A 25,850-nucleotide genomic window follows, 5' to 3' on the forward strand; every position below is an offset into this window, starting at 1 on the left:
GAACAGGATCGAGAGGACGAAACAATGGCTGATCTTCGCAACAATTTTGTCGGCATCAAATCCCCGAACCCGTTCTGGCTCGCTTCGGCGCCGCCGACGGACAAGGCCTATAACGTCGAGCGCGCCTTCAAGGCCGGCTGGGGTGGCGTCGTCTGGAAGACGCTCGGCGAGGAAGGACCGCCGGTCGTCAACGTCAACGGACCACGCTACGGCGCGATATGGGGCGCCGACCGGCGCCTGCTCGGCTTGAACAATATCGAGCTCATCACCGACCGCGACCTTTACGTGAACCTGCGCGAGATGAAGCAGGTCAAGATGAACTGGCCTGATCGCGCTCTGATCGCCTCGATCATGGTGCCTTGCGAGGAGAACGCCTGGAAGGCGATCCTGCCGCTCGTCGAAGAAACCGGGGCCGACGGCATCGAGCTTAATTTCGGCTGTCCGCATGGCATGTCCGAGCGCGGCATGGGGTCCGCGGTCGGCCAAGTGCCCGAATATATCGAGATGGTCGTACGCTGGTGCAAACAGTACACGCGCATGCCGGTGATCACCAAGCTGACGCCGAACATCACCGACATCCGCAAACCCGCCCGAGCAGCCAAGGCAGGCGGCACCGACGCCGTGTCGCTGATCAACACGATCAACTCGATCACTTCGGTCAATCTCGACACGTTCTCACCGGAGCCCTCGATCGACGGCCGGGGCAGCCACGGCGGCTATTGCGGCCCGGCGGTGAAGCCGATCGCGCTCAACATGGTCGCCGAGATCGCCCGCGATCCGCAAACCCAGGGACTGCCGATCTCGGGCATCGGCGGCATCACCACATGGCGCGACGCGGCCGAATTCCTGGCTCTCGGTGCCGGCAACGTCCAGGTCTGCACGGCAGCGATGACCTACGGATTCAAGATCGTCCAGGAAATGATTTCCGGCCTTTCCGACTGGATGGACGCCAAGGGCCACAGGTCGCTCGACGACATCTGCGGTCGCGCCGTGCCAAACGTCACGGACTGGCAGTACTTGAACCTCAACTATGTCGCCAAGGCGAAGATTGACCAGGACGCCTGCATCAAGTGCGGTCGCTGTCACATCGCCTGCGAGGACACCTCGCACCAGGCGATCACCCAGTTCGTCAACGGCGTGCGCCATTTCGAGGTGATCGAAGAGGAATGCGTCGGCTGCAATCTCTGCGTTAACGTCTGCCCCGTCTCGAACTGCATCACGATGGAGCCGCTCGCGGCCGGCACTCTCGACAAACGCACCGGCAAGCCGGTGGACCCGAACTACGCCAACTGGACGACCCATCCCAACAATCCGATGGCTCGACAGGCCGCTGAGTAAGGGAACGTCGATGATACAGGAGGGCCGCCGGGAGGGAGCACCGGCGGCCTTTCGTCTTTGTGGTGGGCGCAAAGCATTCCAGGAAAAAGTGTGCAACGGTTTTCCGTCCGGAATTGCGTCGTTTCAATGCGTTAGATCGGTTCATCCCTTCAATGAAACGATCTAGAATTCGATCACGACCTTGCCGAAGGGACCGCGATCGAGATGCGCCAGCGCCTCGCGGAAATCGGCGAACGTGTATCGCTTGTCGATGACCGGCTTCAGGCCGATGCGGTCGACCGCGCCAACGAAATCTTCGAGCGCCCGGCGATGCCCCACGCTGATGCCCTGCAGCACCGGGGATTTCAAAAGCAGCGGCGCCGCCGGCCCTGAAATCTCGAAGCCTTCCAATACGCCGATCACGGAAATGCGCCCGTCGGCCGCGACCGCTCTCAGCGACTGGCCAAGGCCGGCGCCGCCAGCGATTTCCAGAATGTGGTCGGCGCCGTGGTCTGCGGTCAGCTCATAAACCCGTTCGACCCAGTCCTCAGATTTGCGATTGATGCCGTGGTCAGCGCCAAGTGCCAGCGCCCGGGCGAGCTTTTCCTGGCTTCCCGACGTGACGATCACCTCGGCACCCATCGCCTTGGCGATCTGCAGTCCGAAAAGCGCGACGCCACCCGTTCCCTGGACGACGACGCGATCGCCGGGTCTGAGATGCCCCTTCTCCAGCAGCGCGAACCAGGCGGTGAGGCCGGCGCATGGCAGAGTGCTCGCCTCGGCTGCGTCGAGGCTCTTCGGTGCGGCGACGAACCAGTCTTCAGGGAACGCGACATATTCCGACATGACGCCCGGATGCACGCCGCCAAGCGTCGCATAGGATGGCTCTCTGCCGCTTCCCGGCCTGAGACCATCGAGCCAGCCGGGGTGGAAGGTCGAGATGACGCGGTCGCCGGGGCTGAAGCGCGTCACGCCTTTGCCCACGTTTTCGACGACGCCGCTCATGTCCGAAGCCGGTACGAAGGGGAAGTCAAGATCCAGCGCCATGCCGGTTTCAAGCATCAGCTTGTCACGGTAATTGAGCGACACGGCCGTCGTCCGGACGAGCATATCACGATCACCGATATCCGGCACGGGATGTTCGGTAATCTTCAGATTTTGCGGGCCGATCGCGTCGATGCTCCATTCCCTCATCCATTTCGTCATGATCATTCCTTTCACGTGGATGGTGATGGAACGAGCATAGTGTTGAACTCACATCGCCAGTTGCGATAAGATTTCCCATCATTGGTTCTCAGCTGGATACAATAATGGAAAGGCTGAACGGTATTTCCGTATTCGTGGAGGTCGCCGATGCCGGCGGTTTCTCGGCCGCCGCTGAGCGGCTGAATCTTACCCGCTCGGCCGTCGGCAAGACGGTCGCACGGCTCGAGCAGCGGCTCGGCGTGCGCCTCTTTCATCGCACCACCCGGACGCAAAGCCTGACGGACGAGGGCCAGCTCTTCTACCGGAGCTGCCTGAAGGCGCTTGACGAAGTCCGGAACGCCGAGGCTTTGCTTGAATCCGGCAAGCAGGAAATTCGCGGCCGGCTGCGCATTTCGATGCCTGTCCTCTTCGGCCGCCTATGCGTGGCGCCGCTGCTGCACGATCTGCTTCGCGCGCATCCGCGTCTGGAGTTCGATCTTTCCTTCAACGACCGCGTTGTCGATCTCCTCGACGAGGGTTTCGATCTCGCCATCCGCAACGGTTCCGCGGGCACCGACCCGGGCCTGATGGCACGTGCGATCGCCGATCAGCGCATGACAGTCTGCGCGGCGCCCGCCTATCTCGAAGCCCACGGTATACCGACTAGCCTTGATGACCTCACCATGCACGATGCCGTCGTCTACGCGCGGAGCGGACACCAGCGCCCGTGGTCCTTTCCGGTCAAGGGGAATGCGACCGAAGACGTGACGCCGAAGACCCGTTTGCGGCTGGATGATCTTGCCGCCATCGCCGATGCCGCGGCCGATGGCCTCGGCCTTGCCTGGCTGCCGTGCTGGTTGGTGCGCGAACGCGTGCAGCGCGGCGAACTGGTGCGCGTGCTTACGGACCGGCCCGGCCAAACCTTCAAGGCTTACGCGGTCTGGCCGCAAACACAGCTTATGCTGCCAAAGCTCCGGGTGGTGATCGACAAACTCGCCGAGCGGCTACCCCGCATCATGGAGTAGCATTGGGAACGGTCGAGCAAGGCCGCCACCCTCTGAATTGAAGTCACGAAAACGAAACAGTTTGTGTCGAAAACGTAAGTTGTCGGTATCCGCGATCTAGTTAATAAGAGCGGCATCAGCAATGGCCGGCCAGAGCCGGCAAATACCGGGCAGAGTGCTTGACGACCTTTTCCACCAGCGCACGCAAGAAGACACATCTGGTCTCGGGGACAGTGCTCGGCACATTCATCCTCTGCCATTTCTTCAATCATTCGCTCGGCTTGATCTCCATCGACGCCATGGAAGCCGGCAGGCGGACGTTCAATCTCCTTTGGCACAGCGTACCCGGGACAATCCTGCTCTACGGCGCATTGCTCCTGCATTTCATGATGGCCCTCGACAGCCTCTATCGGCGGCAGACGCTCAGAATGCCCGCACGCGAGGCGCTCAAGATCGTCTTCGGCCTCAGCTTGCCTTTCGTGTTGATGGCGCATGTGGTCGCCGCCCGGGTTGAACCGATCTTCTCCGGGATCGAAGCCACCTATCCCGAAATCCTTCGAACGCTTTGGTCGAGTTCCATCAACACCACCCGGCAAACGGCGGCGCTTCTCCTCGCCTGGAGCCACGGATGTCTCGGCGCCTGGTTCTGGATGCGCGGCCGCCCCTGGTTCCCGCGTTATGAGATCCTGCTCTATACGATTGCGCTGCTCGTCCCGATCTTCGCGTTGCTCGGCTTCGTCAACGGGGCGCGATCGCTTGAGCGCGTCTATGCAGAACATGGTGGCTATGGCGACACCGCTTACGTCGGGCACAACCCGCGGGTCGATATGGCTCTTATGGAAGACATCCGCCTGGCGCTCTACGCCGGTTTCGGTGGCCTGATCGCAGGCACCTTCGCCCTTCGCGCGCTGCCGAAGCGCGGCCGAATTCGCGTCCGCTATCCCGACGGCCGTGTCGCGGCGGTCAGCCTTGGTTTCAGCGTGCTGGAGGCAAGCCGCGCCGCTGGTATTCCCCACGTTTCCGTCTGCGGCGGACGTGGCCGCTGCTCGACGTGCCGGGTCCGCGTCATTCAGGGCCTGGACGGCCAACCGGAACCGGAAGCCGCGGAACGGGCGACACTGACCCGGATCGGCGCGCCGGACAATGTGCGGCTCGCTTGCCAGTTCCGGCCGGTTCACAGCGTGACCGTCGTCCCCATTCTCGATACCGACAGCCTGGGGATAAAGAAGCAACTCGCCCAGCAGAACGGCGAGGGCCGCGAGCGCCGGATCGCCGTGCTCTTCTGCGATCTGCGTGACTTCACCCGCATCGCCGAGCACAAGCTGCCTTTCGATACGGTGTTCCTGCTCAACCGCTACTTCGAAATGGTCGGCGAAGCCGTGGAAAGCTCGGGCGGCGTGATCGACAAGTTCATCGGCGACGGTGCGCTTGCGATCTTCGGGCTGAAGACCCCGTTCCACGAAGCATGCCTTCAGTCACTCGCTGCCGCAGTCCGTTTGTCCAACGGAATTCAGGCTCTTAATCAGACATTCGACGGTGAACTTGAACAACCGCTGCGATTGGCGATCGGCCTGCACGCAGGCCCGGCAATCATCGGCGAGATGGGCTATGGACGGGCGACCTCGCTGACGGCGGTCGGCGATACGATCAACACCGCCAGCCGGCTCGAAGGGCTCGCGAAGGAGCATGATGCCGAACTTGCGGTTTCGGTCGAACTCGTCCGTCGCGCCGGCCTCGACCTCGAAGGCAACATGCGCCTCGATATCGGCCTGCGCGGCAGGCAGGCGACGCTCGAGACCTGGATCCTCGGCAGCGCCACGCAGCTTTCCGATGTGCTGCCGGCGGCGAGTTAAGCGCCCTCAGGGCGATCGAGCGGACCTATATCTCCTCAGCGTAATCCGACGACGGTTGCTCGCGGACCTGCAGGCCGTCGACGAACAGGCGCTCGAGGAAGCGTGCGGCATCCTCGAAACGCCCGTCCCCGGCGTTGTCCTGGCCGAGCACGGCACGGACCTGCACGTCGAAGTCGGCGTAGTGCTGAGTCGTCGACCAGATCGCGAAGATAAGGTGATAGGGATCGCACTTGGCGATCTTGCCGGCCTTTGCCCATGCGCGGATCACTTCGGCCTTCTCGTCGACGAGTTCTTTCAGCGGGCCTTTCAGTTCGTCCTCGATGTGCGGGGCGCCCTGCAGAACCTCATTCGCGAAGAGCCGGCTTTCGCGCGGGAAATCGCGCGCCATTTCCAGTTTCCGCCGGATGTAGCTGCGGATCTCGGCGACCGGGTTGCCCTCGGCATTGAACTCGCGGAGCGGATCGAGCCAGGTGTCGAGCACGCGGTCGATCAGCGCTCGATGCATCGCCTCCTTGGTGCGGAAATAATAGAGCAGATTCGGCTTCGACATGCCCGCCACTTCGGCGATCTGATCGATGGTTGAGCCGCGAAAGCCATTAGCCGAAAAGACCTCCAGCGCCGCCTCGAGGATCTGCTCCTCCTTCTCCTCCTGGATGCGTGTACGCCTCTGGGTCTTGGCCGCTCTTGGAAGTACCATCATGCCCCCTGCCCGTTGCTTGCGCACAACGACACTCGCGCGCAGACGCACAAAATCGTTGCAGCACCTCGAATTGCCCAAAATTCGGACGCGCCATTTTTTTGGGCAACAACTCCGATTTTTTGTTTTTCCGGCTTGAGTGCCGCCACGGAAGTTGTAATGTTTACCAACCGGTCAAATTATCAGCCAGTTTGCCGACAAAGGCAACGGCTGATCGAAAGGCACCAAAAACAAAGCTTGGATTTGATCGTCGGGAACATGAGGGCTGCGCCGCAAGGGGCAAACCGAAAAATGAGGAGAACGCCATGGCAGCACCTGGCGAGAACATGCGCGTCAACGCTGACCGCCTGTGGGATTCGTTGATGGATATGGCAAAGATCGGCCCCGGCGTCGCCGGCGGCAACAATCGCCAGACATTGACGGACGAAGACGGCGAGGCTCGTCGGCTTTTCCAATCCTGGTGCGAGGCGGCCGGGCTTACCATGGGTGTCGACAAGATGGGCACCATGTTCATGACGCGCCCCGGCACCGATCCGGACGCCCTGCCCGTGCACATTGGCTCTCATCTCGACACTCAACCGACCGGCGGCAAGTTCGACGGCGTACTCGGTGTCCTGAGCGGCCTTGAGGTCGTGCGCACGATGAACGATCTCGGCATCCGCACCAAGCATCCGGTCGTGGTGACGAACTGGACCAATGAAGAGGGCGCGCGTTTTGCCCCTGCGATGATCGCTTCCGGCGTCTTTGCCGGTGCCCTGACGCTCGATTACGCCTATGCACGCAAGGATCCCGAGGGAAAAAGCTTCGGCGACGAACTGAAACGCATCGGCTGGCTCGGCGACGAGGAAGTGGGCGCGCGCAAGATGCACGCCTATTTCGAATACCACATCGAACAGGGACCGATCCTGGAAGCCGAGAGTAAGCAGATCGGCGTCGTCACCCACTGTCAGGGCCTGTGGTGGCTGGAAGTTACGCTTACGGGCCGGGAGGCCCACACCGGCTCGACGCCGATGAACATGCGGCTCAATGCCGGCCTTGCCATGGCGCGGATCTTCGAAATGGTCCAGAACGTTGCCATGGAAAACCAGCCGGGCGCAGTCGGCGGCGTCGGCCAGGTGTTCTTCTCTCCCAATTCGCGCAATGTGCTCCCGGGCAAGGTCGTCTTCACCATCGACATTCGCTCGCCCGACCAGGCCAAGCTCGACGGCATGCGCGCGCGCATCGAGGCCGAAGCGCCGAAGATCGCCGAGGCATTGGGTGTCGGCTGCTCGATCGAGGCGGTCGGCCATTTCGATCCCGTGACCTTCGATCCCAAACTGGTCGCAACCGTGCGTGGCGCCGCGGAGAAGCTCGGCTACAGCCACATGAATCTCATCTCGGGGGCCGGCCACGATGCCTGCTGGGCCGCCAAGGTCGCCCCGACCACGATGATCATGTGCCCCTGCGTCGGCGGCCTCAGCCACAACGAGGCGGAAGACATCTCCAAGGAGTGGGCCGCCGCGGGGGCCGATGTCCTCTTCCACGCCGTGGTCGAAACGGCTGAAATCGTGAAGTGACATTGTGGGCGGGACGACGGTTCCGCCCTTTTTCTTGGCCCTTCCGGCGGCCGAAAACACAATCGCAAGGGAACACGAGCAATGAGCACTGTGATCAAGGGTGGAACCATCGTCACGGCCGACCTCACCTACAAGGCCGACGTCAAGGTCGAGGGCGGCAAGATCGTCGAGATCGGACCGAACCTCTCCGGCAGCGAGACGCTGGATGCGACCGGCTGCTATGTCATGCCCGGCGGCATCGACCCGCACACCCATCTCGAAATGCCCTTCATGGGCACCTATTCCTCGGATGATTTCGAAAGCGGCACCCGCGCGGCACTCGCCGGCGGCACGACCATGGTCGTCGATTTCGCGCTCCCCTCACCCGGCCAGTCGCTGCTTGAAGCGCTCACCATGTGGGACAACAAGTCGACACGCGCCAATTGCGACTATTCCTTCCACATGGCGATCACCTGGTGGGGCGAGCAGGTCTTCAACGAGATGGAGACCATCGTCAAGGACAAGGGCATCACTACCTTCAAGCACTTCATGGCCTATAAGGGCGCGCTGATGGTAGATGACGACGAGATGTTCTCCTCGTTCCAGCGCTGCGCCGGGCTTGGCGCCCTGCCGCTCGTCCACGCCGAAAACGGCGACGTCGTCGCTCAGTTGCAGGCGAAGTTGCTCGCTGAAGGCAACAATGGCCCCGAGGCTCATGCCTATTCACGGCCGGCCGAGGTCGAAGGCGAGGCAACCAACCGCGCGATCATGATCGCCGACATGGCCGGCTGTCCGGTCTATATCGTCCACACCTCCTGCGAGCAGGCCCACGAGGCGATCCGGCGCGCTCGCGCGAAGGGCATGCGCGTGTTTGGAGAGCCTTTGATCCAGCACCTGACGCTCGACGAAAGCGAATATTTCAACAAGGACTGGGACCACGCCGCTCGCCGCGTGATGTCACCGCCCTTCCGCAACAAGCAGCATCAGGACAGCCTCTGGGCCGGGCTTGCCTCAGGCTCGCTGCAGGTGGTCGCGACCGACCACTGCGCCTTCACCACCGACCAGAAGCGCTTCGGCGTCGGCGATTTCACCAAGATCCCGAACGGCACCGGGGGTCTCGAGGACCGGATGCCGATGCTGTGGACCCACGGCGTCGCGACTGGCCGCATCACCATGAACGAATTCGTGGCGGTGACCTCGACCAATATCGCCAAGATCCTGAACATCTATCCGAAGAAGGGCGCGATCCTGGTCGGCGCTGATGCCGACCTCGTCGTCTGGGATCCGAAGCGCACGAAGACGATCTCGGCCAAGACCCAGCAATCGTCGATCGACTACAACGTCTTCGAGGGCAAGACCGTAACGGGGCTGCCGCGCTTCACGCTCACCCGCGGCGTCGTTTCGATCGAGGAAGGCACGGTGAAGACGCAGGAAGGTCACGGGGAATTCGTCAAGCGCGATCCCTTCCCCGCCGTCAGCACGGCCCTTACCACATGGAAGGAAGTGACGGCGCCGCGGGCAGTGCAACGCACCGGCATTCCGGCAAGCGGGGTGTGATCGGGGAATCGGGGCAGAGTGCTGGCAATGTATGCTCATGACCGGGAGAACTGGTTTCCGCGGCTACACGCGGCGGCTACCCTCGCCGGCACCTACACGGCTTTCGCCATGTTGGTGTTCGTCGACCCTAAGTCAATTTCCGGTGTCCCTTTCCCTGTTCTCATTCCGGTCGGTATTCTGTTGCCATTCTTTGTATCTCTGGTCGCATTCCCTGTCTTCGCTCCGGCAAGTTTCGGTCTTTACCGGCTCATGCAGCGGTTTGGCCGACGGAACCTGGGCTACCATTGCCTTGCTGGCGTCGTGTGTGTCGCGCTGACATTCGCGTTTATTCTCCTGGCGGGATTCATTACATCCTCGTTCGAAAACGCCCCTGAACCAATGGAGGATGTAGGACTCTACGGTCAGCGAATGGGACGGGAGGATCAACTGTTCTTCGCAGCCTGCGCAATCAGCGGCGCGGCAGGGGGAGCAGCCTTTTATTTCGCGCGGCGGATCGGAAATTCAGGAACCCCAGCCGAGAAAGCGGATGGAGGGCGAGCATAGATGGTTCAAGTGCAGTCGGCTTGGTCATTGCCTTCGCCCGCCCCCATCAACCTCACTGGCCTTATCCCTTCGCGTGGCGAGATTGAGGATTTGCGGCAAGTTGCGGCAATCTCCGCCTCACGGCACCAGGGCATCGAGTTCGGGCAGCAGGACGACGCTTTCCTGCTCCTTCGGATCCGTCCGGGCGATCACCGCCGAGCACGGCTTATCGGAGAGATTGGCGGGCAGGTGCGGCACACCGGCGGGGATGTAGAACATCTCGCCCGCCTTGACGATCACATGCTCTTCGAGCCGGTCGCCGAACCACGTGTGCGCCTCGCCGGCAAGTACATAGATCGCGGTCTCGTGGCTTTCATGCAGATGCGCCTTGGCACGCGCGCCGGCCGGGATCGTCAGCAGATGCATGCAAATGCCCTTCGAGCCGACCGTTTCCGCGGCGATCCCCTCGAAATAGCTGAGCCCTTGCTTGCCGGCATATGTGTCACCCGGTCGAACCACGCGACAGCCAGAATTGGATGATCGAGACATGAACGCTCTCCAGAATTCGCTGAAAAAACCGCAACAGAGGACATCGGCGGCTTTGCATGTTGCAGGTTCGGATAGCAGTCTGCCACAGACAAGCCACAATGAGAATCCGCCCATGACATCCAATTCTGCCTCCGTGGTCTCTGCTCGGGATCTCGGCCTCACGTTCCAGACCAGCGACGGGCCGGTCAATGCACTGACGGGCGTGAACCTCGATGTGGCCAAGGGCGATTTCGTCTCCTTCATCGGCCCGTCCGGATGCGGCAAGACGACATTCCTGCGAGTCATCGCCGACCTCGAAAAACCGACCTCAGGCGCCATTGCGGTCAACGGCATGACGCCGGAAGAGGCCCGCCGGCACCGCGCCTACGGCTATGTTTTCCAGGCGGCAGCACTTTACCCCTGGCGCACCATCGAGAAGAACATCGCCCTGCCGCTCGAAATCATGGGCTATTCGAAAGACGAGCGGAAGGCCCGGATCGAGCGCACGCTCGAACTCGTCAACCTCTCGGGCTTCGGCAAGAAATATCCCTGGCAGCTTTCCGGCGGCATGCAGCAGCGCGCCTCGATCGCCCGCGCGCTCGCCTTCGACGCCGATCTGCTCTTGATGGACGAACCGTTCGGCGCCCTCGACGAGATCGTTCGCGACCACCTGAACGAGCAGCTTCTGAAACTCTGGGCGCGCACCAACAAGACGATCTGTTTCGTCACCCACTCAATTCCGGAAGCCGTGTACCTCTCGACCAGGATCGTCGTCATGAGTCCGCGCCCGGGCCGCGTGACCGACATCATCGAATCCACTCTTCCGCGGGAGCGGCCACTCGGTATTCGCGAGACGCCCGAGTTTTTGGAAATCGCCCACCGCGTCCGTGAGGGTTTGAGAGCGGGGCACAGCTATGATGAGTAGTGCTTGCGCCGCCCAGGCTCGCTGTCGCGATGCGGATTTGGCGGACATGGAAGCGTGCGCCGACATCTTCAATCGCTGGGTGGACGCTACGGCGTGGATGCCAAGAGTCCATCCGGTAGGCGATGTGGTGCGGCATTATCGAGAAAGCGTCTTCGCAAACGGGCCTGTCATAGTCGCCGACTGTGGGGGCGAAATCGCGGGCTTTCTTGCCCTGTCCGCAGACGGCTTTGTGACCGCGCTCTATCTGGACGAAAGCCACCGAGGCGTCGGAATCGGAACGGCGCTGCTTCGCGAAGCGAAGAAGCGGGCAAAAAGCGAGCTGAGGCTTTGGACGTTTGAACACGATACGAGTGCCCAACGCTTCTATGAACGGGAGGGTTTCGTACCGGTGCGCAGAACGGGTGGCGAAAACGAAGAGAGGCTGCCAGACATTCTCTATCACTGGCGCGCCGAACCGTTGAGCGGAAGGGAGGCGTGACCAATGCGCGAAGAGAGCTTCTTCAGAGACAAGCTGCTTCCCATCTCTACCGTGGTCGTCATCCTGATCGCCGTTTGGTACCTCACCACCATCTTCCTCAATGCGCCCTTCGAGCGCGACGTGGCGGCCCGCGCCGGCACCGAGATCGGGTTCTCCGATATCGTCCGGAACACAATGGCGCAGGAGCGGCCCGTCCTGCCTGCCCCTCACCAGGTCGTCGCCGAAATCTGGGATACGACCGCCAACAAGGCGATCACGTCGAAGCGGAGTCTCATCTATCACGCCTGGATCACACTTTCCGCGACGCTGCTCGGCTTTGGCATCGGCGCCGCGCTTGGCGTGCTGCTCGCCGTCGGCATCGTTCACAACCGCGCGATGGACAGGTCCTTGATGCCCTGGGTGATCGCCAGCCAGACCATCCCGATCCTTGCGATCGCCCCGATGATCATCGTCGTCTTGAACGCGATCGGCATCGCCGGGTTGCTGCCGAAGGCGCTGATCTCGACGTACCTCTCGTTCTTCCCGGTCGTCGTCGGCATGGTGAAGGGACTGCGCAGCCCGGAAACGATCCAGCTCGACCTGATGCACACCTATAATGCCTCGTCGGCGCAGACCTTCTGGAAACTGCGCTGGCCATCCTCCATGCCCTACCTCTTCACCTCGCTGAAAGTCGCCGTCGCCATCTCGCTTGTCGGCGCGATCGTCGGCGAGCTGCCCACGGGGGCCGTGGCCGGGCTTGGCGCCCGCCTGCTCGCTGGGTCGTATTATGGCCAGACGGTACAGATCTGGGCGGCTCTGTTCATGGCCGCAGCGCTCGCCGCCGTCCTCGTCATGATCGTTGGCCTCGCGCACACCGCCGTTCTCAAGCGCATGGGAGCCAAGGCATGAGTCTTCCCGTTCTCGCCGGAGCCGTGCTCTTCTGGCTCGCTGCCTGGGCCTTCAACGAGTGGCTCGTGCGCCAGCACTTTGCGCACGCAACGGCCGCGAACGCCGCGCGTTTCGCCGTTCCCCTCCTCTTCGGCATCACCATTCTCGTGCTTTGGGAAGGTGTCGTCCGCGGCTTCGGCATTCCGTCGGTGCTGCTGCCGGCGCCGTCGATGATCTGGCAGCGCCTCGTCAACTCCCTGCCGACGCTGGCAGCGGACTTCCGGCAGACCTTCCTGAAAGCCGTGCTGACCGGCTATGCGCTCGGCTGCGGCCTCGGCTTCGTCGTGGCGATCCTGATCGACCGCTCTCCCTTCCTGCAGAAAGGCCTGCTGCCCCTCGGCAACTTCGTCTCTGCGCTCCCCGTCATCGGCGTCGCGCCGATCATGGTCATGTGGTTCGGCTTCGACTGGCAGTCAAAAGTCGCCGTCGTCGTCATCATGACCTTCTTTCCGATGCTGGTGAACACGGTTTCCGGCTTGGCGGCGGCGAGCCACATGGAGCGGGACCTGATGCGCACCTACGCGGCGACATGGTGGCAGACGCTCGTCAAGCTGCGCCTTCCCGCCGCCTGGCCTTTCATTTTCAACGCGCTCAAGATTAACTCCACGCTGGCGCTGATCGGCGCCATCGTCGCCGAATTCTTCGGAACGCCCATTGTCGGCATGGGCTTCCGGATCTCCACGGAAGTGGGCCGCATGAACGTCGACATGGTTTGGGCCGAGATCGCCGTCGCGGCGGTGGCTGGCTCCGCCTTCTACGGGGTGGTCGCGCTCGCCGAGCGCGCCGTCACCTTCTGGCATCCGTCCATCCGCAGTGGGCGGGCCTAACGCATGTCGCCCGAAAGTATGCAGCGGTTTCGGGACAACGACATGCAGGCAAACAAAGACCGAAAGCGCGTCGCCGGGCTCCTATCGAATGCGATGCGCTTCAAAATGAAGCAATGAGAATGAACCAACAATAAGAGGGAACAGACATGAATAAGAAACTTGCGTCTCTGCTTGCTGCAGGCGTCTTTTCGCTTGCCGCCTTCCATGCCAATGCCGCCGACAAGGTCACGCTGCAATTGAAGTGGGTCACCCAGGCCCAGTTTGCCGGCTACTACGTCGCCAAGGACAAGGGCTTCTACGAGGAAGAGGGCCTTGACGTCGATATCAAGCCCGGCGGCCCGGATATCGCGCCGGCCCAGGTGATTGCCGGCGGGGGAGCCGACGTCATCGTCGACTGGATGCCTTCCGCCCTTGCCACGCGCGAAAAGGGCGTGCCGCTCGTCAACATCGCCCAGCCGTTCAAGAGCTCCGGCATGATGCTGACCTGTCTCAAGGAATCCGGCGTGACGAGCCCGGACGACTTCAAGGGCAAGACGCTCGGCGTCTGGTTCTTCGGCAACGAATATCCCTTCCTCTCCTGGATGGCACATCTGAAGATCCCGACCGAGGGCGGTGCAGACGGTGTGACCGTGTTGAAGCAGGGCTTCAACGTCGATCCCCTGATTCAGAAGCAGGCCGCCTGCATCTCCACGATGACCTACAACGAGTATTGGCAGGTGATCGACGCCGGCATCAAGCCGGAGGACCTCGTAACCTTCAAATATGAAGACCAAGGCGTCGCCACCCTCGAAGATGGCCTTTATGTGCTCGAAGACAAGCTCAAGGATCCGGCATTCAAGGAAAAGATGGTGAAGTTCGTCCGCGCCTCGATGAAGGGCTGGAAATATGCCGAGGAGAACCCGGACGAGGCTGCCGATATCGTCCTTGAGAACGATTCCACGGGCGCCCAGACGGAAAAGCACCAGAAGCGCATGATGGGCGAAATCGCCAAGCTGACGGCAGGCTCCAACGGCGCGCTCGACGAGGCCGACTACAAGCGCACTGTCCAGTCGCTGCTCGCCGGCGGCTCCGACCCAGTCATCTCTAAGGAGCCGGTAGGCGCCTGGACGCACGAAGTAACCGACGAAGCGCTCAAGTAACAGACGCAAAAAGCCAATGGAAACCGGAGCGTGCGGCCCCCGCCGCGCGCTCCTTTTTCTTACAGCGCCGCGCGTCCAATCGGACGCGCCAAGGTCGCTGTAGCGCTTTGAATCGATTTCGATTTAAGCAATCATGCAGTAGAGCCGACGCCAACCCAATTCAGGAGGTCAAATAGTCGCGCCGAAGTTGCATCCTCGCATATTGCCTTGCGAGATATACGAGAATAGAAATGGTGAGGCACCATCGCTTCAGTGACCTTGTAAGCATTTAGCGCGACGATTACATAGGCCAAAGCGTTTGGTTAGGGCAGCTGAGGGAGGAAATCGTTTTCTTAAGCTTTGCCCTTTAGGGAACTTTTTCCTGGACTCGATGCAATCGGTTTGAAACCGCCTGCATTGGGAAAAATTTAAGCTTGTGACCATGTCCGTGAACGTGGCGATCCGCCGGCGGTGCAGGGGACACAAGAGAATAGCGTGATTTAAACCAGACCTTTGCCGCTTAAGGCGCGATGTCCGGTATTTCATTTTTGGGAAAACAGGCCGATGGCTCAGAAACTTGTTCCTCTTTTCGGCGCCTGCGCGGCAATGATCTTGTGCGCATTTTCCGGCACCTTTGCCGAAGAGGCTGCCAAGCCGCAACAATCGCAGACGCTCCCCTCGATCGTCGTTACCGAAGCCGTACAGCAATCGATCAGCGACCGCGTCATCGCCACCGGCTCCATCGAGGCGGTCGAGGAGACCTATGTTTCGCCGCTTGTCGACGGTCTTTCTGTGCGATCGCTGAACGTCGATGTCGGCGACAAGGTCGAAGAAGGCAGTACGCTGGTCGTCCTCAACGACGACGCACTGCTTTTGCAGAAGAGCCAGCTCGAAGCCAATCTCGCCAAGGCGGAGGCGTCGCTCGCCCAACTGCGCGCGCAGCTCGCCGAAATGACGGCCAATTCGGAAGAGGCGACACGCGTTGCCGATCGTGCCGTGCGGCTGTCCGAGAACGGCACGGTGTCGACGGCCGAGGCTGACCGCTTGAAGGCGCTCGCCGCCGCCGCCCGCGCCCGCGTCCACTCGGCCGAGCAATCGGTGAGCGTCGCGACGGCAGACATCAAGGTGGTGCAGGCACAGATCGATGACATAGACCTGCGTCTTGCGCGTACTGCCGTGAAGGCTCCGGTCAGCGGCGTGATCTCAGCGAAGAACGCCAAAATCGGCGCCATTGCCAGCGGCAGCGGAGAGCCGCTCTTCGCCATCATTCGCGACGGTGCGATCGAGATGAAGGCGGATGTCGCCGAGGCCGACCTCATCAAGCTTGCCGTCGGGCAGCCGGCGTCGGTCAGGCTCGCCGGAAGCAGCACCACGATCGAGGGCAAAATCCGGCTGATCGCGCCGACCGTGGACCCGCAGACGCGGCTTGGTTCGGTCGACATTACCCTGAGCGATACGTCGAAGGCCCGCGCCGGCATGTATGCGAGCGCGGTCATCACTGTCGAACAAAAGCAAACGGTTGTTTTGCCGCAAACCGCTGTTACAGCCGACGACGGCAAGGCAATCGTCCGCAAGGTCGAAGACGGCGTGGTCCGGCTGGTGCCGGTGGTTACCGGCATCCAGGACGGGCAGTTCGTCGAAATCCTTTCCGGCCTCAAGGCAGGTGAACAGGCAGTTGCAAAGGCCGGCGCCTATGTCCGCGACGGTGACCGCATCAACCCGGTCAAGTCTGCGCAGCCGGCCACCAACTGACGGGAACAGAGACCATGAACTTCTCAGCCTGGTCCATCCGCAATCCGGTCGCCCCGATCCTGGCCTTCTTCGTGCTGGTCGTGCTCGGCTGGCAGTCGTTCAATTCGCTGCCGATCACCCGCTTCCCGAACATCGACGTCCCGATCGTTCAGATCAGCGTCACGCAGAGCGGCGCCGCCCCCGCCGAACTCGAAACCCAGGTTACCAAGGAGATCGAGGACGCGGTCGCAGGCGTGTCTGGCGTCGACCACATCCAATCGACGATTACCGACGGCAGTTCGACCACAGCCGTCATCTTCCGCATGGAAGTGCCGACGACTCAGGCCGTGCAGGACGTCAAGGACGCGATCGACCGCATCCGCAGCGACCTGCCGACCTCGATAGAGGAGCCGATCGTCTCCAAGGTCGACGTCGAAGGCCAGGCGATCCAGACGTTCTCCGTCTCCTCACCCGGTATGACGCTGGAGGAGCTGTCCTGGTTCGTCGACGACACGATCAAGCGCGCCATCCAGGGCCAGAGCGGCATCGGCCGCGTCGACCGTTACGGCGGCTCCGATCGGGAGGTCCGCATCGAGCTTAACGAAGACCGCCTGAACTCATACGGCATTACCGCCGCCGACGTGAACGGGCAACTTCGCCGCATGAACATGGATCTCGGCTCCGGTCGCGGCCAGGTCGGCGGCAGCGAGCAGGCAATCCGCACGCTCGGCGACACGCGTGACGTGGCTGAGCTTGCCAACACCATGATCTCGCTGCCGAATGGACGCTTCGTCCGCCTGTCGAAACTCGGCAGCATCATCGATACCTACGAGGAGCCGAAGTCGTTCTCGCGGTTCAACGGCCATCCGGGCGTCACCTTCGCCGTCTTCCGCGCCAAGGGCGCCAGCGAAGTCACCGTTGCCGAAACGGTCGCCAAGACGCTCGACGACATCCGCGCCAAGCATCCGGACGTCACCATCGAGAAGGTCGACGACTCGGTCTACTTTACCTACGGCAACTACGAGGCGGCGATCCATACGTTGATCGAGGGAGCACTGCTCGCCGTCGTCGTCGTGCTATTGTTCCTGCGCAACTGGCGTGCAACGCTGATTTCCGCGATCGCGCTGCCGCTCTCGGCCATCCCGACGTTCTGGGTGATGGAGCTCCTGGGCTTCTCGCTGAACCTCGTCAGCTTCCTCGCGATGACGCTCGCGACCGGTATCCTCGTCGACGACGCGATCGTAGAGATCGAGAATATCGAGCGGCATATTCGCATGGGCAAGTCGCCCTACCGCGCCGCGATCGAGGCGGCAGACGAGATCGGCCTGGCGGTGATCGCCACCACCTTCACCATCATCGCCGTCTTTGTCCCGGTCTCGTTCATGCCGGGCATTCCGGGGCAATACTTCATTCAGTTCGGCCTGACGGTCGCGGTCTCCGTCTTCTTCTCGCTGCTCGTCGCCCGCCTGATCACCCCCGTTATGGCGGCCTATCTGATGAAGCCTAGCGATGTCGGTGGTGGCCACCACGGAGGCGACGACAGTGCCATCATGAAGCTCTACACGGGCATCATCAGGGTGACGACCCGCTGGCGCTATTCGACGCTGTTGGCCGCCATCGGTTGCCTTGCCATCTCCCTCTACTTCCTGTTTCAGGTTCCCGGCAGCTTTCTGCCGCCGGAAGATGCATCGCGCGTCAGCCTGTCGATCGAATTGCCGCCGGACGCGATGCTCGAGGACACGGACCGGACGACATCCGAGATCTATGACCGCATCAAGGACATAGACGGCGTCGAGAACGTCTTCGTGCTCGGCGGCGCCTCGCCGAAGGGCGATCTCGAACTGCGGCGCGCCGCAGTCACCGTGCTTCTCAAGAAGCTCGACCACTCGCTCGTCAACAAGGTCGTTAACGACGTCATCGGCCGCATGCCGCTCATCGGTGAGTACCTACCGAAGCTGCCGCCGGCGGGCCGCATCAAGCCGCAATCTGAGATCGAACGGGAGATCTTCGCAAAGCTGCGCTCGATTCCTGACGTACGTGTCACCAAGCTCAACGACCGTGGCGAGCGCGATCTGTCGTTCAACCTGCTCTCCAACAACGACGAAGACCTGGACAGCGCCGTCGCTGCACTTGAAGTCAAGCTGCGCAGTGACCCGCTGCTCGCCAACGTCAGCCCCGATGGCGCGCTGCCGCGGCCGGAGCTGCAGATTCGTCCGCGCGCCGATCAGATGTCCCGCCTCGGCATCACGACGCAGCAGATCTCCGAGGTCATCCGCGTCGCCACCATCGGCGACATCGACGCGCAACTCACCAAAATCGCGCTCGACGGCCGGCTGATCCCGATACGTGTCCAGCTCAACCGGGATTTCCGCACGGATCTCGCGGCGATCCGCAACCTCAAGGTCCAGACTGCGTCTGGCGCGACCGTTCCGCTTTCGAGCGTTGCGGACATCAACTATTCGGAAGGCCCGAGCTCGATCAAGCGCTACGACCGGTACCGCGTCGTGACCTTGGGTGCCGACCTTCCGGTTGGCGTCGCGCTCGACACGGCGTCCAATCGCTTCAAGCAGATCGCGGGCGAGGTCAAGCTCCCGGCGACCGTCGAGTTCCGTGAAAGCGGCGATGCCGAGGTGCAGGCGGAAATGCAGCAGAGCTTCGGCAACGCCATGTTGCTCGGCCTGATGATGGTATTGGTCGTGCTCATCTTGCTGTTCAAGGATGTGATCCAGCCCTTCACCATCCTGTTCTCGCTGCCGCTCGCGATCGGCGGCGTGGCTGGAGCCCTGATCCTGACCCAGAACGCGCTCTCGATGCCGGTGCTGATCGGTATCCTTATGCTGATGGGTATCGTCACCAAGAACGCGATCCTGCTCGTGGATTTCGGTATCGAAATGATGCATCACGGCATGGACCGCACGCTGTCGATGATCGAAGCTGGCCGCAAGCGCGCCCGCCCGATTGTGATGACCTCGATCGCCATGTCCGCCGGCATGCTGCCGTCGGCGCTCGGCGTCGGCGAAGGCGGCTCCTTCCGTGCGCCGATGGCGATCGCGGTGATCGGAGGCATCATCGTCTCCACGGTGCTCAGCCTCGTCGTGGTTCCCTCCTTCTTCCTGATCATGGACGACCTGTCGCGGCTGCTCGCCTGGATCTTCGGTCGCTTCGTCGGCAAGAAGGACGAGGAGGACCTGCCGCTCGACCGCGAGGCGCTGACGCGGCTCGCCGCCGAGCAGGGCAGCACGATCGAGGAAATGCAGGAGCGCATCAAGGCGCTGGAAGAGCAGCGTGACGAAAAGTCCGGCCGCAAGGTCATCAACCATCCCGCGCTTGCCGCCGAGTAAAACCGCTCCCGCGCTGCAAACTATCTAGGCCCGCGCCGTCATGCGCGGGCCTTTTTGTGAAAGTTATTTGATCGGGGTCAATTCGCATCTTTCGATGACCGATTAGGATCGGTTCGATCCAATTCGGGAATGGCACGGATGAAGACCTTGCGACTGACCTCGACCGATAGAACCGTTCTTCTCGATTCGCATTTTTTCGCGAGACTGCCGCGGCCGACGGCAGAGGCGATCCTCGAGGGCGCAATCGTTTCCACGCACGAGGAACACGATATCCTGTTTCGTCAGGACGAGCCGATCGATCACTTCTTCTTCGTGCTCTCAGGTCTCGTCCGTCTCTACCGCTTGGGCAAGGACGGTCGCGAAGCCGACATTGCCGTATTGCCAAAGGGCGAGATCTTCGGCGCAAACGCCATGTTTCTGGAACACCGCGCGACTGCCAATGCGCAGGCAGTGGAGCCTTCGATCGTCGCGCGGTTCGAAAGCCACAAGCTTCGCCAACTCGCCGCGGAAAACACCGATGTCGCCCAGGCGCTGATCGAACTCCTCTGCCGTCATGGCAAGATGACGGAAGACTGCCTTGCCGAGGACCGACTGCTCACCGCGCCTCAGCGGGTCGCGAGCTATATCCTCAGCCATTGTCCGGACGGCCTGAGCAGCTTCTCCTTCCGCCTACCGTTCCAGAAGAACGTGCTTGCGGGCAAGCTCGGCCTCGCGCCGGAGGCTCTGTCGCGCGCCTTCTCGACGCTTCGCCACTCAGGCGTCATCGTCAAAGGCCGCGTGATCGAAATCCGCGACCGGCAGGCGCTGGAGCGTTTCTGAGTTTCATCGTCAAATCGGCTACGATTTGAAGAAACATGCAGTAGCCGAAATCCGCATCGAGCCCGGCGTTAGAGCCCGCCTTCCACCGTCAAGAATTCCACGATCCGGTCAATGCCGTCGCCGCGCTTCATGTCCGAAAACACGAACGGCTTTGCCATGCGCATCCGCTCCGCATCCCGTTCCATCACGTCGAGATTGGCCCCCACATAGGGTGCGAGGTCCTTCTTGTTGATCACGAGGAGATCGGACTTGGTGATCCCCGGCCCGCCCTTGCGCGGAATCTCCTCGCCCTGGCAGACGGAGATCACGTAGATTGTCAGGTCGGCGAGATCGGGAGAAAAGGTCGCCGCCAGATTGTCGCCGCCCGATTCGATGAAGACGACGTCGAGATCTGGAATCCGGCGATTGAGATCGGCGATCGCCTGCAGATTGATCGACGCATCCTCACGTATCGCCGTATGCGGGCAACCGCCGGTCTCGACGCCGATGATCCGTTCCGACGGCAGCGCCTGCATCCGCACCAGCGCTTCGGCGTCTTCCTTGGTGTAGATGTCATTGGTGACGACCGCGACGGAATATTTCTCCCGCATCGCCTTGCACAGCTTGTCGGTCAGCGCCGTCTTGCCGGAACCAACCGGGCCGCCGATGCCAACGCGAAGGGGACCGTTTTTCGATGACATCTGCTTGTCCTTTCAGAATTCGGCCGCCCGTTAGAGCGGGATAAGGAAAAGTGTCCGCGGTTTTCCGCCCGCATCCCGCCCAAAATCATCGTGATCTAGGAGCGGAACAGCCGCGTATAGAGCGTCTCGTGTCTCAGCGACGAAATATCGGCCATGATCGTCGCCGAGCCAAGCTCGTCCAGCGATGCTTGCGCGGCGCGATCGGCGATAGCGGCAATCGTGTTTTCGAGACGGGCCAGCACACCGACGCCATCGCGCTGACCGATGACACCGCAGCGAATGGCAGCCGAAACAGCGTTCGAGGCCACAGCGCCGAGATAGGCAGCAAGGACGGGCCGCAATCCCGTGCGATGCGCACCCGCCACGGCGCCGACCGCCACCGGATATGCCACCACTTGTCCGAGCAGTTCGAATACGTCGCTTGGCCAGTTGCGCGCGGCGGCCAGAAACGCCTCGCCCTGCCGCACGGTTTCCATGTGCCTCTCCGACGAAGCCGCCATCGCTTCGGCCAGTTCGCTCGCCGCCTTCAATCGCCGCAGATCGTCATACCCCTCATAACTTTCGGCCAGGAGAAGGGCGTCGTTCCAGATGGCACCGCGCGTCAGCAGCGTTTCCAGCCAAAGCCACAGCTCTTCGGCATTGGTCACGAGGCCATCGGCAACAGCCTGCTCCAGCCCCCCGGAATAGGCGAAGGAACCGACCGGAAAGGCGGGTGACAGCCAGGTGACAAGGCGCAGGAGTGCCTGCATGTCGGCCTGGTCAGCCATGCTCGTGGTGGTGGTGACCGCCATGACCGTGGTTGCCGTGGCCGTGCCCGCCACCATAAGCGCCGCGCAACGGTTGGAAGGGCTCGGTCACTTCGTTGACGGTGGCGCCCAAGCCTTCGAGCATTACGCGGATGACGGGATCGCGGGCGATCAGGATCCGCGCCTCCGCGACCGCCACCGGAAGATGTCGGTTGCCGAGATGCCAGGCAAGCTCGATGAGATGCAGGCGGTCCCGCGCGCGAACCTCGTAAAGCGCCTCGTCGGCGGCCTTGATCCGAATGTACTCGCCTCCTTCCAGCACCAGGAGATCGCCATCGGCGAGCATCACCGGCTGCTTGAGGTCGAGCATAACCACATCGTCGTTTTCGAGATGGAGCAGCTTGCGCCGCAGATGGCGCTCGTCATGGTCGAGCGTCACACTGTGAAGCGGCACCTTGTCCGCGGGGCCTGGCGACAGAACTTCGGTCGAGCGATAAGGCACGTCAGATCACCTCTATCCTTTCCGGGTGTACGACCTCGATGCGAACGTCCGCCAGGAGATCCGCCATTGCCGCCTCAAAGGCCTTCAGGTGCGGCTCGGCGAAATGCGCATCCACGGCCGCCCGGTCTTTCCAGTTCTCGACGAAAACCAGCGTGTCCGGCTCCGCGGGCTTGCGGTAGAGATCGTAGCTGATGCAGCCCGTTTCCTCGCGGGTGGCCTCGATCAGCGGTGCCGCCAGGGCGACGACGTCATCGCCCCTACCCGCATGTGCCTTCAGATATGCGATAACGTAGACCATCGATCCTCGCCCTCTCCGGCACCAATGTAACAAGAAAAGGCCCCAGCGCCAGCAGGAATGCGGAAAGCAACTACTTGCACGCAGCCTGCCTGAGCCGGGGCCTTCAGTCGTCTTCAGCCCTTCACCTCTTGAGAGGGACAGGCCTTCGCAACCGGATCAGGCGGCGATCTTCTGCGACTTCAGCGCGGCGAGAATGTTCTGCGGCGCAGAAACGCCGTAGGGGTCGCTGTCGCAATTGTCGGAGTAGCCTTCCTCTTCGAACCACTGCTCGACGATGCCGTTGTTGATGACCGCGGCATAGCGCCAGGAGCGCATGCCGAAGCCGAGATTGTCCTTGGCAACCAGCATGCCCATCTTGCGGGTGAACTCGCCCGAACCATCCGGGATCAGCTTGACGTTTTCGAGGTTCTGCGACTTGCCCCAGGCGTTCATCACGAAGGCATCGTTGACCGAGACACAGTAGATCTCGTCGATGCCTTCGGCGCGGAACTCAGCGGCGAGCTTTTCGAAATCTGGAAGCTGATAGGTCGAGCAGGTCGGGGTGAAGGCACCCGGGAGCGAAAACAGCACGACGCGCTTGCCGGCGAAATAGTCGTCCGACGAAACATCCTGCCAGCGGAACGGATTGGAGCCGCCGACGGCTTCGTCGCGGACGCGAGTGCGGAAGGTTACAGCGGGAACTTTTCTGCCGAGCATAATCATCTCCTTCAGGGCAAGCTGCCGGCCGCGATCAGTCTTGGGAGGAAAGCGCGAGCCGGCCGGAAAGTGAGAACACTTTCCTATCGGAGATTGCGCTGCGGTGCAGCATCAAAGCGGCGATTTCGGGGGCTCCGCATGGCTGCCATGCGCTGACCGCATGGCTTTCTGTTTCGCTCTCTCCGAAGGCGGCCCGCCTAGAACAGGAAATACCGCTGCGCCATCGGCAGAACCGTCGCCGGCTCGCAGGTCAAGAGCTCGCCATCGGCGCGGACCTCGTAGGTCTCCGGGTCGACTTCGATATGCGGCGTGAGGCTGTTGTGGATCATCGACGCCTTGCCGATGCCGCCGCGGGTGTTCTGGACGGCGACGAGTTCCTTGGCGACACCAAGCCTGCCTGCAAGCCCCGCATCGAGCGACGCCTGTGAGACGAAGGTGACCGAGGAGTTGGTCCGGTTTCGGCCATAGGCTCCGAACATCGGCCGGTAGTGGACCGGCTGCGGCGTCGGGATCGAGGCATTGGGGTCGCCCATAGGCGCCGCGGCGATCGAGCCACCGAGCAGCACCATGTCGGGCTTCACGCCGAAGAACGCCGGGTTCCAGATGACAAGGTCGGCGCGCTTGCCGACTTCGAGCGAACCGATCTCATGACTGAGGCCATGGGCGATCGCCGGGTTGATCGTGTATTTGGCGACGTAGCGCTTGACCCGGAAGTTGTCGTTGTCGCCGGTCTCTTCCTTCATCCGTCCGCGCTGGCGCTTCATCTTGTCGGCCGTCTGCCAGGTGCGGATGGCCACTTCGCCGACGCGGCCCATGGCCTGGCTGTCGGACGAGATGATCGAAAAGGCGCCGATGTCGTGCAGGATGTCCTCAGCCGCGATCGTCTCCTTGCGGATACGGCTTTCGGCAAAGGCGATGTCCTCCGGGATGGACGGCGACAGGTGGTGACAGACCATCAGCATGTCGAGATGCTCTGCCAACGTGTTGAGCGTGTAGGGCCGCGTCGGATTGGTCGAGGACGGGATCACGTTCGGCTGACCGCAGATCTTGATGATATCCGGTGCATGGCCGCCGCCTGCCCCTTCCGTATGGAAGGCATGGATCGTCCGGCCCTTGATCGCGGCGATCGTATCCTCGACGAAGCCGCTCTCGTTCAGCGTGTCGGTGTGGATCATCACCTGCACGTCATATTCGTCGGCAACCGAGAGGCAGCAGTCGATCGCCGCCGGCGTCGTGCCCCAATCCTCGTGCAGCTTCAGCGAGGTGGCGCCGCCGAGCACCATTTCCACAAGCGCGCCGGGGAGCGACGCATTGCCCTTGCCGGCGAAGGCGAGGTTCATGGGGAATGCATCAGCCGCCTCGATCATCCGGGCGATGTGCCAGGGGCCCGGCGTGCAGGTCGTTGCGAGCGTGCCGTGCGCCGGGCCGGTGCCGCCGCCGAGCATGCAGGTGAGGCCACTCATCAGCGCTTCCTCGATCTGCTGCGGGCAGATGAAGTGAATATGGCTGTCCATGCCGCCGGCCGTGACGATCTTGCCTTCGCCGGCGATAACTTCCGTACCCGGGCCGACGATGATGGTGACACCCGGCTGCGTGTCCGGATTGCCGGCCTTGCCGATCGCCGCGATCCGCCCGTCCTTGAGGCCGATGTCCGCCTTTACGATTCCCCAATGGTCGACGATCAGCGCGTTGGTGATCACGGTGTCGACCGCGCCGCCCTCGCGCGTGACCTGGCTTTGCCCCATGCCGTCGCGGATAACCTTGCCGCCGCCGAACTTCACCTCTTCGCCATAGGCGGTGAAATCCTTCTCGACTTCGATGAAGAGTTCGGTATCCGCAAGGCGCACCTTGTCACCCACCGTCGGACCGAACATGTTGGCGTAGGCCGCGCGCGACATCTTGTAGGGCATGGATCAGGCTCCTTGGGAAAAGTCTGAAGGTTGGGGTTGACCAAGGCGGCGCAGGCGGCCTTCGGCGACGAGTGCGTCAACGTAGCGGCGCTCCGCCGCAAAGGGATGCCATTCCCAGCCGCTGTGGCCGAAGCCGGCAAGCACCACGTCGTCTCCGGGCTGGACGAATTCGGAGAGGACGTCGGCGATCACCACCAGGCCGCTCGACGGCACGACATAGGGCGCCGACGCAAACCGGGCGAGATCGCGATCGAGCCGCTCGTGCGTTTCCACCGGAATCATCCGATGGCGTCGGCCTGTCGCATGTGCGAAAGCTTCGAAGCCCGCCGTGTAATCGTCGCAGAAATCGTCGAGATCCGGGTGCGTCTTCGCGAGCTCCGCCCGCAATGCGGCAAACTTTGCGCCAGAACGGACGCTCCATATCTCGCGCGCCTGCCGCACGGCGTCGCTGGTCTTCCACCGGCCGCCGCCGAGCATCGAAAGCGCAGGGCGACCGGTGTTGCAGACCGCGACGATATCGGTCCTTGTGCCGCCCTTGCCGACGGAGCGGCAATCGTTGAAGCGGATGACGAGATCGGCAGCGTCAATAGCGGCCGCCGCGCCTTGCGGCACGTCGCCATTGCCAACGATCATAATGATACGGCCGCTCAACGG

Annotated in this window: 24 protein-coding genes; 14 read left to right on the forward strand and 10 right to left on the reverse strand. The window is 62.2% G+C overall.

All coding sequences use genetic code 11. The annotated features are described in order from the left end of the window. The first annotated feature begins 24 nt into the window (after nt 1–24). Nucleotides 25–1,338: an NAD-dependent dihydropyrimidine dehydrogenase subunit PreA gene (preA, locus tag GHK62_RS15550; RefSeq protein WP_153440068.1), complete on the forward strand. Its 1,314-nt coding sequence runs from the start codon at nt 25–27 to the stop codon at nt 1,336–1,338. A gap of 162 nt (nt 1,339–1,500) precedes the next feature. On the opposite strand, the gene GHK62_RS15555 is transcribed toward preA, so the two are convergent. After that, on the reverse strand, nt 1,501–2,523 hold the full coding sequence (locus GHK62_RS15555; RefSeq protein WP_153440069.1) for a zinc-dependent alcohol dehydrogenase family protein: 1,023 nt from the start codon (nt 2,521–2,523) through the stop codon (nt 1,501–1,503). Between the two features lie 104 nt (nt 2,524–2,627). On the opposite strand from GHK62_RS15555, the gene GHK62_RS15560 reads away from it, so the two are divergent. Both GHK62_RS15560 and GHK62_RS15565 read left to right on the forward strand, forming a co-directional pair. Then, nucleotides 2,628–3,527 carry a LysR family transcriptional regulator gene (locus GHK62_RS15560; RefSeq protein ID WP_153440070.1) on the forward strand — a complete coding sequence of 300 codons (900 nt, stop codon included), beginning with the start codon at nt 2,628–2,630 and terminating at the stop codon, nt 3,525–3,527. Nucleotides 3,528–3,685: 158 nt separating this feature from the next. Continuing rightward, on the forward strand, nt 3,686–5,359 hold the full coding sequence (locus GHK62_RS15565; protein WP_153440071.1) for an adenylate/guanylate cyclase domain-containing protein: 1,674 nt from the start codon (nt 3,686–3,688) through the stop codon (nt 5,357–5,359). Nucleotides 5,360–5,384: 25 nt separating this feature from the next. Here GHK62_RS15565 and GHK62_RS15570 read toward each other — a convergent pair whose 3' ends face one another. After that, on the reverse strand, nt 5,385–6,056 hold the full coding sequence (locus tag GHK62_RS15570; RefSeq protein ID WP_153440072.1) for a TetR family transcriptional regulator C-terminal domain-containing protein: 672 nt from the start codon (nt 6,054–6,056) through the stop codon (nt 5,385–5,387). A gap of 305 nt (nt 6,057–6,361) precedes the next feature. Here GHK62_RS15570 and GHK62_RS15575 point away from each other — a divergent pair, with 305 nt between their 5' ends. The 3 genes from GHK62_RS15575 (at nt 6,362) to GHK62_RS15585 (ending at nt 9,691) form a co-directional block, all read left to right on the forward strand. After that, on the forward strand, nt 6,362–7,612 hold the full coding sequence (locus GHK62_RS15575) for a Zn-dependent hydrolase (RefSeq protein ID WP_153440073.1): 1,251 nt from the start codon (nt 6,362–6,364) through the stop codon (nt 7,610–7,612). An 81-nt stretch (nt 7,613–7,693) separates the two neighbouring features. After that, nucleotides 7,694–9,148: a dihydropyrimidinase gene (hydA, locus tag GHK62_RS15580; protein ID WP_153440074.1), complete on the forward strand. Its 1,455-nt coding sequence runs from the start codon at nt 7,694–7,696 to the stop codon at nt 9,146–9,148. 27 nt (nt 9,149–9,175) lie between these two features. After that, a complete protein-coding gene (locus tag GHK62_RS15585) occupies nt 9,176–9,691 on the forward strand; it encodes a hypothetical protein (RefSeq protein WP_153440075.1) in 516 nt (171 codons plus the stop codon). Between the two features lie 117 nt (nt 9,692–9,808). Here the strand turns inward: GHK62_RS15585 and GHK62_RS15590 are convergent, their stop codons facing one another. Continuing rightward, nucleotides 9,809–10,219, reverse strand: a complete 411-nt coding sequence (locus GHK62_RS15590; RefSeq protein WP_167528265.1) for a cupin domain-containing protein — start codon at nt 10,217–10,219, stop codon at nt 9,809–9,811. A 112-nt stretch (nt 10,220–10,331) separates the two neighbouring features. Between GHK62_RS15590 and GHK62_RS15595 the strand changes: the two genes are divergently transcribed. The 8 genes from GHK62_RS15595 (at nt 10,332) to GHK62_RS15630 (ending at nt 20,364) form a co-directional block, all read left to right on the forward strand. Then, nucleotides 10,332–11,123, forward strand: coding sequence for an ABC transporter ATP-binding protein (locus GHK62_RS15595; protein WP_153440076.1), 792 nt, complete (start codon nt 10,332–10,334; stop codon nt 11,121–11,123). Then, nucleotides 11,116–11,601 carry a GNAT family N-acetyltransferase gene (locus tag GHK62_RS15600; RefSeq protein ID WP_153440121.1) on the forward strand — a complete coding sequence of 162 codons (486 nt, stop codon included), beginning with the start codon at nt 11,116–11,118 and terminating at the stop codon, nt 11,599–11,601. Before GHK62_RS15595 ends, GHK62_RS15600 begins: the two co-directional genes overlap by 8 nt. A gap of 3 nt (nt 11,602–11,604) precedes the next feature. Further along, a complete protein-coding gene (locus GHK62_RS15605; protein ID WP_153440077.1) occupies nt 11,605–12,489 on the forward strand; it encodes an ABC transporter permease in 885 nt (294 codons plus the stop codon). After that, nucleotides 12,486–13,355 (forward strand): ABC transporter permease, encoded by an 870-nt coding sequence (locus GHK62_RS15610; protein WP_153440078.1) that lies wholly within the window; start codon nt 12,486–12,488, stop codon nt 13,353–13,355. Before GHK62_RS15605 ends, GHK62_RS15610 begins: the two co-directional genes overlap by 4 nt. Nucleotides 13,356–13,501: 146 nt before the next feature. Further along, nucleotides 13,502–14,494, forward strand: coding sequence for an ABC transporter substrate-binding protein (locus GHK62_RS15615; RefSeq protein ID WP_153440079.1), 993 nt, complete (start codon nt 13,502–13,504; stop codon nt 14,492–14,494). A 543-nt stretch (nt 14,495–15,037) separates the two neighbouring features. Continuing rightward, the gene (locus tag GHK62_RS15620) at nt 15,038–16,225 is read left to right on the forward strand and encodes an efflux RND transporter periplasmic adaptor subunit (RefSeq protein WP_153440080.1); all 1,188 of its coding nucleotides are present in this window, start codon (nt 15,038–15,040) and stop codon (nt 16,223–16,225) included. 14 nt (nt 16,226–16,239) lie between these two features. Then, nucleotides 16,240–19,545, forward strand: a complete 3,306-nt coding sequence (locus GHK62_RS15625) for an efflux RND transporter permease subunit (RefSeq protein ID WP_153440081.1) — start codon at nt 16,240–16,242, stop codon at nt 19,543–19,545. 138 nt (nt 19,546–19,683) lie between these two features. Next, nucleotides 19,684–20,364 carry a Crp/Fnr family transcriptional regulator gene (locus GHK62_RS15630; RefSeq protein ID WP_153440082.1) on the forward strand — a complete coding sequence of 227 codons (681 nt, stop codon included), beginning with the start codon at nt 19,684–19,686 and terminating at the stop codon, nt 20,362–20,364. 68 nt (nt 20,365–20,432) lie between these two features. Here the strand turns inward: GHK62_RS15630 and ureG are convergent, their stop codons facing one another. The 7 genes from ureG to GHK62_RS15665 form a co-directional block, all read right to left on the reverse strand. Then, complete coding sequence (gene ureG / locus GHK62_RS15635; protein WP_153440083.1) at nt 20,433–21,044, reverse strand: urease accessory protein UreG; 612 nt, start codon at nt 21,042–21,044, stop codon at nt 20,433–20,435. 95 nt (nt 21,045–21,139) lie between these two features. Further along, nucleotides 21,140–21,811 (reverse strand): urease accessory protein UreF, encoded by a 672-nt coding sequence (locus GHK62_RS15640; protein WP_153440124.1) that lies wholly within the window; start codon nt 21,809–21,811, stop codon nt 21,140–21,142. Next, nucleotides 21,804–22,292: an urease accessory protein UreE gene (ureE, locus tag GHK62_RS15645; protein ID WP_184108859.1), complete on the reverse strand. Its 489-nt coding sequence runs from the start codon at nt 22,290–22,292 to the stop codon at nt 21,804–21,806. The genes GHK62_RS15640 and ureE overlap by 8 nt, the downstream gene beginning before the upstream one ends. A gap of 1 nt (nt 22,293) precedes the next feature. Further along, complete coding sequence (locus GHK62_RS15650) at nt 22,294–22,590, reverse strand: putative quinol monooxygenase (RefSeq protein WP_153440084.1); 297 nt, start codon at nt 22,588–22,590, stop codon at nt 22,294–22,296. Nucleotides 22,591–22,746: 156 nt separating this feature from the next. Continuing rightward, on the reverse strand, nt 22,747–23,286 hold the full coding sequence (locus tag GHK62_RS15655; RefSeq protein WP_153440085.1) for a peroxiredoxin: 540 nt from the start codon (nt 23,284–23,286) through the stop codon (nt 22,747–22,749). A gap of 197 nt (nt 23,287–23,483) precedes the next feature. Then, nucleotides 23,484–25,196 carry an urease subunit alpha gene (gene ureC, locus GHK62_RS15660; RefSeq protein ID WP_153440086.1) on the reverse strand — a complete coding sequence of 571 codons (1,713 nt, stop codon included), beginning with the start codon at nt 25,194–25,196 and terminating at the stop codon, nt 23,484–23,486. A gap of 3 nt (nt 25,197–25,199) precedes the next feature. Beyond that, nucleotides 25,200–25,829: a Urease operon accessory protein gene (locus GHK62_RS15665; RefSeq protein ID WP_153440125.1), complete on the reverse strand. Its 630-nt coding sequence runs from the start codon at nt 25,827–25,829 to the stop codon at nt 25,200–25,202. Between the last annotated feature and the right edge of the window lie 21 nt (nt 25,830–25,850).

Origin of the sequence: Sinorhizobium terangae (assembly GCF_009601505.1) — a bacterium.
Taxonomy (GTDB): domain Bacteria; phylum Pseudomonadota; class Alphaproteobacteria; order Rhizobiales; family Rhizobiaceae; genus Sinorhizobium; species Sinorhizobium terangae.

What these genes read in the sequence shown, in the direction of transcription:
- GHK62_RS15575 (WP_153440073.1), top strand. Translation starts at nt 6,362, where the DNA reads ATGGCAGCACCTGGCGAGAACATGCGCGTCAACGCTGACCGCCTGTGG.
- GHK62_RS15640 (WP_153440124.1), bottom strand. Translation starts at nt 21,811, where the DNA reads ATGGCTGACCAGGCCGACATGCAGGCACTCCTGCGCCTTGTCACCTGG.
- GHK62_RS15650 (WP_153440084.1), bottom strand. Translation starts at nt 22,590, where the DNA reads ATGGTCTACGTTATCGCATATCTGAAGGCACATGCGGGTAGGGGCGAT.
- GHK62_RS15600 (WP_153440121.1), top strand. Translation starts at nt 11,116, where the DNA reads ATGAGTAGTGCTTGCGCCGCCCAGGCTCGCTGTCGCGATGCGGATTTG.
- hydA (WP_153440074.1), top strand. Translation starts at nt 7,694, where the DNA reads ATGAGCACTGTGATCAAGGGTGGAACCATCGTCACGGCCGACCTCACC.
- GHK62_RS15665 (WP_153440125.1), bottom strand. Translation starts at nt 25,829, where the DNA reads ATGATCGTTGGCAATGGCGACGTGCCGCAAGGCGCGGCGGCCGCTATT.
- GHK62_RS15625 (WP_153440081.1), top strand. Translation starts at nt 16,240, where the DNA reads ATGAACTTCTCAGCCTGGTCCATCCGCAATCCGGTCGCCCCGATCCTG.
- GHK62_RS15630 (WP_153440082.1), top strand. Translation starts at nt 19,684, where the DNA reads ATGAAGACCTTGCGACTGACCTCGACCGATAGAACCGTTCTTCTCGAT.
- GHK62_RS15620 (WP_153440080.1), top strand. Translation starts at nt 15,038, where the DNA reads ATGGCTCAGAAACTTGTTCCTCTTTTCGGCGCCTGCGCGGCAATGATC.
- GHK62_RS15615 (WP_153440079.1), top strand. Translation starts at nt 13,502, where the DNA reads ATGAATAAGAAACTTGCGTCTCTGCTTGCTGCAGGCGTCTTTTCGCTT.
- GHK62_RS15585 (WP_153440075.1), top strand. Translation starts at nt 9,176, where the DNA reads ATGTATGCTCATGACCGGGAGAACTGGTTTCCGCGGCTACACGCGGCG.
- GHK62_RS15605 (WP_153440077.1), top strand. Translation starts at nt 11,605, where the DNA reads ATGCGCGAAGAGAGCTTCTTCAGAGACAAGCTGCTTCCCATCTCTACC.
- GHK62_RS15590 (WP_167528265.1), bottom strand. Translation starts at nt 10,219, where the DNA reads ATGTCTCGATCATCCAATTCTGGCTGTCGCGTGGTTCGACCGGGTGAC.
- GHK62_RS15555 (WP_153440069.1), bottom strand. Translation starts at nt 2,523, where the DNA reads ATGACGAAATGGATGAGGGAATGGAGCATCGACGCGATCGGCCCGCAA.
- GHK62_RS15655 (WP_153440085.1), bottom strand. Translation starts at nt 23,286, where the DNA reads ATGCTCGGCAGAAAAGTTCCCGCTGTAACCTTCCGCACTCGCGTCCGC.
- GHK62_RS15595 (WP_153440076.1), top strand. Translation starts at nt 10,332, where the DNA reads ATGACATCCAATTCTGCCTCCGTGGTCTCTGCTCGGGATCTCGGCCTC.
- ureG (WP_153440083.1), bottom strand. Translation starts at nt 21,044, where the DNA reads ATGTCATCGAAAAACGGTCCCCTTCGCGTTGGCATCGGCGGCCCGGTT.
- GHK62_RS15570 (WP_153440072.1), bottom strand. Translation starts at nt 6,056, where the DNA reads ATGGTACTTCCAAGAGCGGCCAAGACCCAGAGGCGTACACGCATCCAG.
- preA (WP_153440068.1), top strand. Translation starts at nt 25, where the DNA reads ATGGCTGATCTTCGCAACAATTTTGTCGGCATCAAATCCCCGAACCCG.
- ureC (WP_153440086.1), bottom strand. Translation starts at nt 25,196, where the DNA reads ATGCCCTACAAGATGTCGCGCGCGGCCTACGCCAACATGTTCGGTCCG.
- GHK62_RS15610 (WP_153440078.1), top strand. Translation starts at nt 12,486, where the DNA reads ATGAGTCTTCCCGTTCTCGCCGGAGCCGTGCTCTTCTGGCTCGCTGCC.
- GHK62_RS15560 (WP_153440070.1), top strand. Translation starts at nt 2,628, where the DNA reads ATGGAAAGGCTGAACGGTATTTCCGTATTCGTGGAGGTCGCCGATGCC.